Annotated in this window: 6 protein-coding genes; 3 read left to right on the top strand and 3 right to left on the bottom strand. The window is 59.8% G+C overall.

Annotated elements, in window-relative coordinates; translation table 11 throughout:
• Nucleotides 1-253 precede the first annotated feature (253 nt).
• The 3 genes from VL003_RS02565 to VL003_RS02555 form a co-directional block, all read right to left on the bottom strand.
• Entirely contained in the window at nucleotides 254-1,717 is a 1,464-nt protein-coding gene (locus VL003_RS02565) for a glutamate synthase subunit beta (protein WP_325439275.1), read from the bottom strand.
• Nucleotides 1,718-1,727: 10 nt separating this feature from the next.
• Nucleotides 1,728-6,446 (bottom strand): glutamate synthase-related protein, encoded by a 4,719-nt coding sequence (locus VL003_RS02560; RefSeq protein WP_325439273.1) that lies wholly within the window; start codon nucleotides 6,444-6,446, stop codon nucleotides 1,728-1,730.
• 299 nt (nucleotides 6,447-6,745) lie between these two features.
• Complete coding sequence (locus VL003_RS02555; RefSeq protein ID WP_325439271.1) at nucleotides 6,746-7,465, bottom strand: hypothetical protein; 720 nt, start codon at nucleotides 7,463-7,465, stop codon at nucleotides 6,746-6,748.
• 158 nt (nucleotides 7,466-7,623) lie between these two features.
• Between VL003_RS02555 and VL003_RS02550 the strand changes: the two genes are divergently transcribed.
• The 3 genes from VL003_RS02550 (at nucleotide 7,624) to VL003_RS02540 (ending at nucleotide 10,962) form a co-directional block, all read left to right on the top strand.
• Nucleotides 7,624-8,730, top strand: coding sequence for an S-(hydroxymethyl)glutathione dehydrogenase/class III alcohol dehydrogenase (locus tag VL003_RS02550; protein WP_325439269.1), 1,107 nt, complete (start codon nucleotides 7,624-7,626; stop codon nucleotides 8,728-8,730).
• A 51-nt stretch (nucleotides 8,731-8,781) separates the two neighbouring features.
• Nucleotides 8,782-9,642: an S-formylglutathione hydrolase gene (gene fghA, locus VL003_RS02545; RefSeq protein ID WP_325439267.1), complete on the top strand. Its 861-nt coding sequence runs from the start codon at nucleotides 8,782-8,784 to the stop codon at nucleotides 9,640-9,642.
• A gap of 207 nt (nucleotides 9,643-9,849) precedes the next feature.
• Nucleotides 9,850-10,962 carry an ABC transporter substrate-binding protein gene (locus tag VL003_RS02540; protein ID WP_325439265.1) on the top strand — a complete coding sequence of 371 codons (1,113 nt, stop codon included), beginning with the start codon at nucleotides 9,850-9,852 and terminating at the stop codon, nucleotides 10,960-10,962.
• The last annotated feature ends 44 nt before the right edge of the window (nucleotides 10,963-11,006 follow it).

Raw genomic sequence — 11,006 nt, 5'->3', positions numbered from 1 at the left:
GGGGCAGGTCTTTTTCGGGCGTTGGCGCGAGAGCCGGGCGCCCGTAGAAGGGAGCCCGAAGGGGCGGACGATACGGGCAGGCGTGCCGAAGGCCGAGTGCCTCCGCCCGAAAAAGACCTGCCCCACAGCGCAGGAACGTCTCAAGAACCAGCATCGCAACGAACCAAAACCAGGAACGTCTCAAGAACCAACAACGCAACGAGCCACAGCGCAGGAACGCCTTAAAAACCACGCCGTCCCGCTCATAACCGCGTCAACGAGGCAAAGCACTAACCCCCATCAGATACTCATCAACCGCCCGAGCACACTGACGCCCCTCGCGTATTGCCCAGACCACCAGCGACTGGCCACGCCGCATGTCGCCTGCAGCAAACACCTTGTCGACACTGGTGGCGTAGCGGTCAGTATCCGCCCGTGCATTGCCCCGGGCGTCCAGCTCAATATCGAACGAAGACAGCACCTCTTTGACCGGCGCAGTAAACCCCATCGCCAGCAGCACCAGATCCGCCTGCATCTCGAAGCGTGAGCCCTTGACTTCGCGCATCTTCATTTGCCCCGTGGCCGGGTCGCGCGTCCATTCCACTCTTACGGCTAGCAGTTTCTGCACCTTGCCGTCTGCCCCCTCCAGCGCCACCGTCGAGACCGCCCAGTCGCGTTCGCATCCTTCCTCTTGCGAAGATGACGTGCGCAACTTCATCGGCCAGTACGGCCAGGTCAGCTCTTTATTTTCAGACACGGGAGGCTGAGACATGAGTTCAAACTGCGTGACCGACTCTGCTCCTTGACGGATGCTGGTGCCCACGCAGTCAGAGCCCGTGTCGCCGCCGCCGATCACCACCACGTGCTTGCCCTTGGCCGAGATTTGTCCCGTCATGCGGGCGCCGGCATTGACGCGGTTCTGTTGGGTAAGAAAATCCATGGCAAAGTGCACGCCCTGCAGCTCGCGGCCGGGAACCGGAAGATCGCGCGGCGTTTCAGCGCCCCCGGTCAGCACCACCGCGTCGAATTCCTCGTGCAACGATTGGGGCGTGCGTACGGTCAGGCCGTCTGCTGCGTGGGCCGGATCGCCCACATAAGTGGAAGGGAAGAACTCGACTCCTTCGGCTTCCATTTGGGCCAGGCGCCGGTCGATGTGGGATTTGGACAGTTTGAAGTCGGGAATGCCATAACGCAGCAAGCCGCCGATGCGGTCGCTTTTTTCGAACACCGCTACCGCGTGCCCGGCGCGGGCAAGTTGTTGGGCGCAGGCCAGCCCCGCCGGCCCTGATCCTACCACTGCAACCTTTTTGCCTGTTTTGCGACTGGGCGGCATGGGCCGTACCCAGCCGTTGAGCCAGCCGTGGTCGATAATGGCGTGCTCAATCGACTTGATGCCTACCGGGTCATCGTTGATGTTAAGCGTACACGCCTCTTCACATGGGGCGGGGCAGACCCGCCCCGTGAACTCGGGGAAGTTGTTGGTGGAGTGCAATGTCTCTAACGCCGCCTGCCAATCCTGCTGGTAAACCAGGTCGTTCCAGTCGGGAATAATATTGTTGACCGGGCAGCCCGTGGTGCAGAAAGGAATGCCGCAGTCCATGCAGCGTGCGCCTTGTATCTTGGCCTGCTCGTCGCTCAGCGACTGTACAAACTCTTTCCAGTGCTTGACGCGCTGCAGCGGTGCTTCGTGCGGCTCGGCGACCCGTTCGTACTCGATGAATCCGGTGATTTTGCCCATAGCGTTTTCCTTAGGCGGCAATGTGTTGCAGGTTGGTGGCGGCCCACATTTCTTTCATGGCGCGGCGGTATTCAAGCGGCATCACCTTGACGAAAGAGCCGCGCGATCGGTTCCAGTCGCTAAGAATGTCGCGCGCGCGAAAGCTGCCCGTATGGCGGTAGTGGGCTTCGATCAGGCGGCGCAAAATACTTTCGTCTGTTTCGCGTTCGGCGCCCCGCGTGGCGCAATGCCAGAACTCTTTGTCGTCGGCCTCGGTTTGTTCGGCATGTGGCAGCACTTTCTCCAGTTGCACCATTGATGGGTTGCAATGGTGCTGGAAGTTGCCTTCCGGGTCCCACACATAGGCCACGCCGCCCGACATGCCCGCGGCAAAGTTGCGACCCGTAGCACCCAGCACCACCACGGTGCCGCCGGTCATGTATTCGCAGCCATGGTCACCCGTGCCTTCCACCACGGCCGAGGCGCCCGAATTGCGAACCGCGAAGCGTTCGCCTGCTACGCCGCTGAAAAAGGCCTGGCCGCTTAGGGCGCCGTAAAGGACGGTGTTGCCCACAATAATGTGTTCGGGCCCGTAGCCTCGGAAGTCGTTTGGCGATCGAACAATTATGCGTCCGCCCGAAAGCCCCTTGCCCACGTAGTCGTTGCCTTCGCCCACCAGGTCAAGCGTGATGCCATGGGCCAGGAAGGCGCCGAAGCTTTGGCCGGCTGCGCCGTTGCACTGGATATGAATCGTGTCGTCGGGCAGGCCTTCGTGGCCATGACGAGTTGCCACCACGCCGGACAACATGGCGCCGATACTGCGGTTGCGGTTGCGCACTGGGGTAATGAATGACACCTTTTCGCCGCGTTCGATGGCAGGCTTGCTGCGTTCGATCAGTTGATGATCCAGCGCACCGTCGATGCCGTGGTCCTGCTCTTCGGTGTGGCGGCGGGGCGAGTCGGACAGCACCTGGTGGAATACGCGGCTGAAGTCCAGGCCTTTCGCTTTCCAGTGTTGCAGGCCGGCGCGCATGTCGAGCAGATCGACCCGACCGATAAGATCGTCGAACTTGCGTATGCCTAGTTGGGCCATAATCTCGCGCGCCTCTTCGGCCACAAAGAAAAAGTAATTGACAACATGTTCGGGCTTTCCGGTGAACTTCTTGCGCAGCTCGGGGTCTTGTGTGGCCACGCCTACCGGACAGGTGTTCAGATGGCATTTGCGCATCATGATGCAGCCCTCCACCACCAGCGGAGCAGTGGCAAAACCGAACTCGTCGGCCCCCAGCAGCGCACCCACCACCACGTCGCGGCCGGTCTTCATTTGGCCGTCGGCCTGCACGCGAATGCGGCTGCGCAGATTGTTCAAGATTAGCGTTTGCTGGGTTTCGGCCAGGCCCAGCTCCCAGGGCGTACCCGCATGCTTGATGGACGAGATGGGCGATGCGCCGGTGCCGCCGTCGTGACCGGCGATAACCACGTGGTCGGCCTTGGCTTTGGCCACACCCGTGGCCACGGTGCCCACGCCCACTTCGGAAACCAGCTTCACCGAAATGCCCGCTTGCGGATTGACGTTTTTAAGGTCGTGGATAAGTTGGGCGAGGTCTTCGATAGAGTAGATGTCGTGGTGGGGCGGCGGTGAAATAAGCCCCACGCCGGGCACCGAATAACGCAACTTGGCAATGTATTCAGACACCTTGTGACCGGGCAGTTGCCCGCCTTCTCCGGGTTTGGCGCCTTGTGCCATCTTGATCTGAATCTGGTCTGCGCTGCCCAGGTATTCGGCCGACACACCAAAGCGCCCAGAGGCCACCTGCTTGATGCGCGAACGCAGTGAATCACCGGCGGCCAGGGGCACGTCGGCTTCGACACGCTCGGCGCCCAGCACCGAAGCCAGCGTGTCCCCTTTTTTGATGGTGCTTTTGCCGGCGCGCATTTCGGGCCGGTAGCGCAGTTCGTCTTCGCCACCTTCGCCGGTATTCGATTTGCCGCCGATGCGGTTCATGGCAACGGCCAGAACGCTGTGGGCTTCGGTCGAGATGGAGCCCAGCGACATGGCGCCGGTGGCAAAGCGCTTGACGATTTCTTTGGCCGGCTCGACCTCGTCAAGCGGAATGGCGTGCGCCGGATCGGCCCGGAACTCGAACAGGCCACGCAGGGTCATGTGCCGGCGGGACTGGTCGTTGATAAGCTGGGCGTACTCTTTGTACGTGCCGTAATTGTTCGCGCGGGTGGAGTGTTGCAGTTTGGCGATGGAATCGGGGTTCCACGCGTGGTCTTCGCCCCGTACCCGGAAGGCGTAGTCGCCGCCGGCATCCAGGGCATTTTCAAGTACCGGGTCGTCGCTGAATGCGGCTTCGTGGACCCGCAACGCTTCTTCGGCCACTTCGAAAATGCCGATGCCCTCGATATTGCTGGGCGTGCCGGTAAAGTATTTGTCGACCAGGGCCGAGCTTAACCCCACCGCCTCGAAAATTTGCGCGCCCGTGTACGACATGTAGGTGGAAATGCCCATTTTGGACATGACCTTGTTCAGCCCTTTGCCGATGGCCTTGGTGTAGTTTTCAATGGCCTTGTCGCTGTCGGGCAGTTCGGCCAGCGCCTCCAGTGCCAGGTAGGGGTGCACGGCTTCGGCGCCGTAGCCGCCCAGCAATGCAAAGTGATGCACTTCGCGAGCCGAGCCTGTTTCTACCACCAGCCCGGTTTTGGTGCGCAGGCCTTCGCGAATCAGGTGCAGGTGAATGGCCGAGGTGGCCAGCAGTGCGGGAATGGCCATGCGCTCGGCATCGAGCTTGCGGTCGGTGACGATAAGAATGTTGTAACCGCTCTGCACTGCGTCGGCCGCGTTGGAGCACAGGGCGGCCAGGCAGGCCTCGATGCCTTGCGCACCCCAGCCCACCGGGTAGGTGATGTCGAGCTCGATGCTGCGAAACTTGTTGCCGGTGATTTGCCCGATGTTGCGTATCTGTGCCATGGCCGCAAAATCCAGCAAGGGCTGGGTGACTTCCAGACGCAGCGGCGGATTGACGTTGTTGATGTCCAGCAGATTGGGCTTGGGACCAATGAACGACACCAGCGACATCACCAATTGTTCGCGTATGGGGTCAATGGGCGGGTTGGTGACCTGGGCGAACAGTTGCCGAAAGTAGTTGTAGAAGGGTTTGGCGCGGTCTGACAGCACTGCGAGTGGGGCGTCGTTGCCCATCGAGCCGGTGGCTTCTTCGCCGGTGGCGGCCATGGGCTGCAACACAAACTTGAAGTCTTCTTGTGTCCAGCCAAACGCCTGCTGACGATCCAGCAATGAGGCGGTCGGCGCAGCCGAAGTCGCCGGATGCGGGGCGGGCAGTGATTCGAGTTTGACGCGCAGTCGCTCGATCCATTGCTGGTAGGGCCGTGCACTGGCAAGCTGCGTCTTGATTTCATGGTCGTCAATAATGCGGCCCTGCTGCAAGTCGATAAGAAACATCTTGCCGGGCTGCAAGCGCCATTTCTTGACGATGCGGTGCTCGGGTATGGGCAGGGTGCCAGCCTCGGACGCCAGCACAACCAGGTCGTCGTCGGTAACCAGGTAGCGGGCGGGGCGTAGGCCGTTGCGGTCGAGCAGGGCGCCTATTTGGCGGCCGTCGGTAAAGGCCATGGCGGCCGGGCCGTCCCAGGGCTCCATCATGGCGGCGTGGTATTCATAGAATGCGCGGCGGTTTTCGTCCATTTGCGCGTGCTGTTCCCAGGGCTCAGGAATCATCATCATCATGGCGTGAGCCAGCGAGTAGCCCGACATCACCAGAAGCTCCAGGCAATTGTCGAAGGTGGCGGTGTCCGACTGTCCCTCATACACAATGGGGTACAGCTTGGAAAGGTCTTCGCCCAGTACGGCCGACTGCATCATGCCTTCGCGCGCTCTCAACCAGTTGAAATTGCCCTTTACTGTGTTGATCTCGCCGTTGTGGGCGATCATTCGGTAGGGATGGGCCAGCGGCCAGGCCGGAAAGGTGTTGGTCGAAAAGCGCTGGTGCACCAACGACAAGGCCGATACCGCGCGGGTGTCCGCCAGGTCGCGGTAGTACTGCCCTACCTGGCTGGCCAGCAGCAAGCCTTTGTAAACCACGGTTCGAACCGAAATAGAGGGCACAAAGTATTCGCGGCCATGGGCCAGATTCATGCGCTGAATGGCGTGGCTGGCGGTCTTGCGAATGACGTACAGCTTGCGCTCGAGCGCGTCGGGCACCATGATGTCGGCCCCGCGCCCGATGAACAACTGGCGAATGACCGGTTCGACGGCCCGCACGGTGGGCGACATGGGCATTGAGCCATCGACGGGCACATCGCGCCAGCCCAGCACGACCTGGCCTTCATCGCGGACGGCGCGTTCGAGCTCTTGTTCGCAAGCCAGGCGCGAGGCGGTTTCTTTGGGCAAGAACACCATGGCCACGCCGTACTCGTCGGGAGGGGGCAGCTCAATGCCCTGTGCCGCCATATCTTCGCGATAAAGCGCATCGGGAATTTGCAGCAAAATGCCGGCTCCGTCGCCCATGAGCTCGTCGGCCCCCACCGCGCCGCGGTGGTCGAGGTTTTCAAGAATCTTCAGCCCTTGCTGGATGATGGCATGGCTTTTGTGGCCCTTGATATGCGCAACAAAGCCCACACCGCAGGCGTCGTGTTCGTTAACGGGATCGTACAGACCTTGGTGGGACGGCAGGCCGATGCGCCTTGCGTCGATGGCGACGGGCGTGGGGGTAGAGGGCTTGTTCATGTGGGAGAGCTCCGCGCTGTGTGCGTGCAAGGGAACTTGCGTCGAGAAAAAAACAATAACGGACGCCGGAGGCTATGACAAGCGATTTAAAACGGGGTACGTCCCTATTTTTGGTGTTTGAACAAAACTTGTAAATTAAATGGGGACGCACTTAAAGTATTGGAAATAAAAATTATTTTTTGCGTGGCTTGCCCGGCGCGGCGGCTCGGAATTGCGCAGGCCAGCAAAAAATAATCCAGGAATTTCCCTGGCCAGAGCCAGAGTTTGTAGCGTGGACGCAAAAACTGCGGTGACCCCGACTACACCGCGCCTAAGTCTGTCGACGGCGGCGCGGCGGGCTTTCGTGGGCGTCCTCTTTTGGCGGGGATGAGTCGGCGGGTGGATTCCTGATGAATATGAGCCAGGAAATTTTCGTCGCCCAATGCCCATTGGCCAAACAGTGCCTGTTCAAGACGTTGCGTAGGTTCTTGCCCCGGCCCTTGTTCCAGAAGGCGGCGATAGCGAGCCTGCCTCTCGAAGGGCGTGTTTCCCAGATGCCAGTAGTCGGGGTGGTCAACGGCCCAGTGCGAGGAGGCGGTTCCCAGCCCGGTATGCTGGGCCGCCGAACTCCATGGCCATTGGGTGGGGTCGTCGACATAATGGTGCTGCGCCGGCAGATGATCAAGCCAGATCAGCCCGGGTAGCACCCACGCGTCGGGCTGCAGCAAGGCACTGCGGTATCGCTCTGCGAACACGCGGCCCCTTTCAAGCCGGGTGGCGAAGCGTCGGCCTATGGCTTGCATCAGGCGAGCCAGGCTAGGCTTGTCGGGCGGGGTGGCCAGCAACGCCAGTCGGTCGGCAAGCAGCACCCAGCCGTGTACCTGCACGCCGGTATCACGCGCGGCGCTACGCAGCCAGTCAGCCAGCAGATTCAGTTTCTCGGCGGGTGCGGGCTCGTCGGGCAAAGCGAGGGGGCGCGCGAAGCGCACCTGTACAAGCTGAGCGGTATTGGGCGCGTAAAGGCGCGAAAGTCTTGCCATGCGTTTCTATAGGCCTGGCGTGCAGTGTCGGTGTAAAGGCTATATTGCATAATACTGCCAGAACCCTGTTCATTGCACCGTTTATAGTGTTTACTACATAGTTTGCGTGTGCCGTTGGCATGCGCGCGCGATACAGACCATTTAAAGGAGCCCAGAAAATGAAGACCAAAGCCGCTGTCGCCTGGAAGGCCGGTGATCCCCTAAGCATTGAAGAGGTAGAGCTTGCCGGCCCCAAAGCGGGCGAAGTCTTGGTTGAAATCAAGGCCACGGGCATTTGCCACACCGATTACTACACCTTGTCGGGCGCCGACCCCGAGGGCCTGTTCCCGGCCATTCTGGGCCACGAGGGCGCTGGCGTCGTGCTCGAAACCGGCCCCGGCGTCAGCTCGCTCAAAGCGGGCGACCACGTTGTGCCGCTTTACACGCCCGAATGCCGCCAGTGCAAGTCGTGCCTGTCGCGCAAGACCAACCTTTGCACGGCCATTCGCGCCACGCAGGGCAAAGGCCTGATGCCTGACGGAACCTCGCGCTTTACCATCGACGGCAAGCCCGTGCACCATTACATGGGTACCTCGACCTTCTCGAACCATATTGTGGTGCCCGAAATAGCGCTGGCAAAAATCCGCAACGACGCGCCTTTTGACAAGGTTTGCTACATAGGCTGCGGCGTTACCACCGGCATCGGTGCCGTGCTGTTTACGGCCAAGGTCGAGGCCGGCGCCAACGTGGTGGTGTTTGGCCTGGGCGGTATCGGCCTTAACGTGATCCAGGGCGCCAAAATGGTGGGTGCCGATAAAATTATCGGTGTCGACCTTAACCCCGAGCGCGAAGCCATGGCCCGCAAGTTCGGCATGACCCACTTCGTTAACCCTAAAGACGTCGACAACGTGGTGGACCACATTATTCAGCTTACCGATGGCGGCGCCGACTACTCGTTCGAATGTATCGGTAACACCCAGGTCATGCGTCAGGCGCTCGAATGCTGCCATCGCGGTTGGGGACAGTCCATTATTATCGGCGTGGCCGAAGCCGGCGCCGAAATCTCCACTCGCCCGTTCCAGCTGGTTACGGGCCGCGAATGGAAGGGCTCGGCCTTTGGCGGGGCACGCGGCCGCACCGACGTGCCCAAGATTGTTGACTGGTACATGGACGGCAAGATCAATATCGACGACCTGATCACACACACCCTGTCGCTGGATCAAATCAACGAAGGCTTCGAGCTGATGAAACGCGGCGAATCCATTCGTTCCGTGGTGGTGTATTAGTGTCTGCCGGCCTGAACATGCCTGCAGCAATTGATGTAAAGGAGGGTATCCATGACCAATAACCTTGAACTGCTTGGCGAACACCGATGCTTTGACGGTGTGCAGCGTTTTTACAAGCATGACTCCAGCGCTATTGGCCTGCCCATGCGCTTCTCGGTGTACGTGCCGCCTTTGGCGGCCAACAAGCAAGGCGCCAAGGTGCCGGTGTTGTTCTACCTGGCTGGGCTCACCTGCACCGAAGAAACCTTCATGATCAAGGGCGGCGCCCAGCAATGGGCGGCCCGCCACGGCATTATGTTGGTTGCGCCCGACACCAGCCCGCGCGGGGCCAATGTGCCCGGCGAGGACGAAGGCTGGGATTTCGGCACAGGTGCCGGCTTTTACCTGGACGCGACTCAAGCGCCCTACAGCACCCACTACCGGATGGAAAGCTATGTGGCCGACGAACTGTTCAACATCGTAACCACCCAGTTGCCGGGCGACGCCGACCGTGTCGGCATCTTTGGTCACTCCATGGGCGGGCACGGTGCCTTGGTTCTGGCCCAGCGCCACCCGGGCAAGTTTCGCTCGGTGTCGGCCTTTGCTCCAATCGCTTCGCCCACTAAATGCCCTTGGGGTCATAAGGCATTTACCGGCTATTTGGGCGAAGATCGCCGGCAATGGACGCAGTACGACGCTTCTTTGCTGATGGAAAACTCAAAGTGCCCGTTTCCGGAAGGCATTTTGGTGGACCAAGGGCTTGCAGATAACTTTCTGGCCGAACAGCTTTATCCGGAAGCTTTCGAAGCGGCATGCGAAAAGGCGGGGCAACCCCTTACCTTGCGTCGTCACGAAGGTTACGACCATGGTTACTACTTTATTTCCACCTTCATGGAAAGCCACGTGGCGTTTCATGCCGAGCGTCTGAAGTAACGGTAGTTTCCGGCAGTAAAGCTTGCGGCAGGTTGAAAAACCTGCCGCTCTTTTTTTGGGCTTATTAGCTTATTACCTATAATACGTTCGTAAATTATCAACTAAACATTAGTATTGTGTTCGATGCGACGACATTCACGCGCAGCGATTCACCATGAATCGTGCGCCGGCGGTCGGCACCCCGTTGACTTTTTAGGTTGATATCTAATGCGACTGATTCGTTTATCTTTGCTTGCGGCGCTGTTGCCGGCCTTTCTTGCTGCGCCCGCCAAAGCTGCTGAGCCCGTAACCATTGGCTTTTTCTCGCACTTATCGGGAAACTTTGCCGAATACGGCGCCAGCTTTAAAAATGCGGTAGAGCTTTACCTGGAGCAGGTGGAGCGGCAGGGCGGTATTGAAGGGCGTCCGGTAAAGCTGCTGGTCGAGGATGACCGCAACTCGCCGCAAGAAGCTGCCACTGTGGCACGCAAAATTGCCGGAACGCCAGGAGTTGTGCTGGCCATAGGCTCGTGGTCAACCACCGCTTCCATGGCGGCTTCGCCCATATTCAGCGAAGCCAAGATTCCGCAAATCAGCCCGACCTCGTCGCATCCTGACTTCACCAAGCAAAGCGATTACGTTTTTCGGCAAAACAATACCGATGACATTCTGGCGCAGTACAACGCCGACACCATTCAGCAGAAACTAAAAGCCAACAAAGTTGTAATACCTTATTCGCAAGACGACTGGGGTGTATACACCGGCCGTGCCACCGCAGAAGCCATTAAAAAGGCCGGCGGCGAGGTGCTGCTGCTTGAAAGCGTGCAGCCCGGCGCACGCGATTTTCGGCCCTTCATCAGCAAGGTCAAGGCTTTGAACCCCGAGGGCGTGTTTTTGGCCTTGCCTTATCAGGAAGCATCGATCTTTGTGCAGCAGCTGCGCCAAGCCGGCATCAACATTCCGGTGGGCGGCGGTATTCCGTTAACCTCGCCGAAGTTTGTTGAGTTGTCGGGCAAGGCGGCCGAAGGCATCGTGCTGCATACGATCTTCTTTGCGCAAGACCCGGCCAAACAGGAATTTACGCAAGCCTACCAAGCCAAGTACGGCAAGCTGCCCGATCAGTTCGCTGCGCTGGCCTATGACGCCACCGCTGTTGGCGTGCAAGCCATACGTCGGGTCATTCAATCGGGCAAACCGTTGACCGGCGAAGCAGTGCGCCACGAGCTGGCCAATGGGCCGGCCTACGAGGGGGTTACCGGCGTTACCAAGTTCCAGAACGGCAACGTCAAGAAAGACCCCATTTTCATCACGGTCAAGAACGGCCAGTTCGAACTGTTTTAACTGACGCCACGCCGGCCGATCGATTATGTCGGTCGGTCGGCGTG

Origin of the sequence: Pusillimonas sp. (assembly GCF_035515275.1) — a bacterium.
Lineage (GTDB): Bacteria > Pseudomonadota > Gammaproteobacteria > Burkholderiales > Burkholderiaceae_B > Pusillimonas.
Note: the sequence above shows the minus strand (reverse complement) of the source record. Positions and strands in the feature narration are given on the sequence as shown.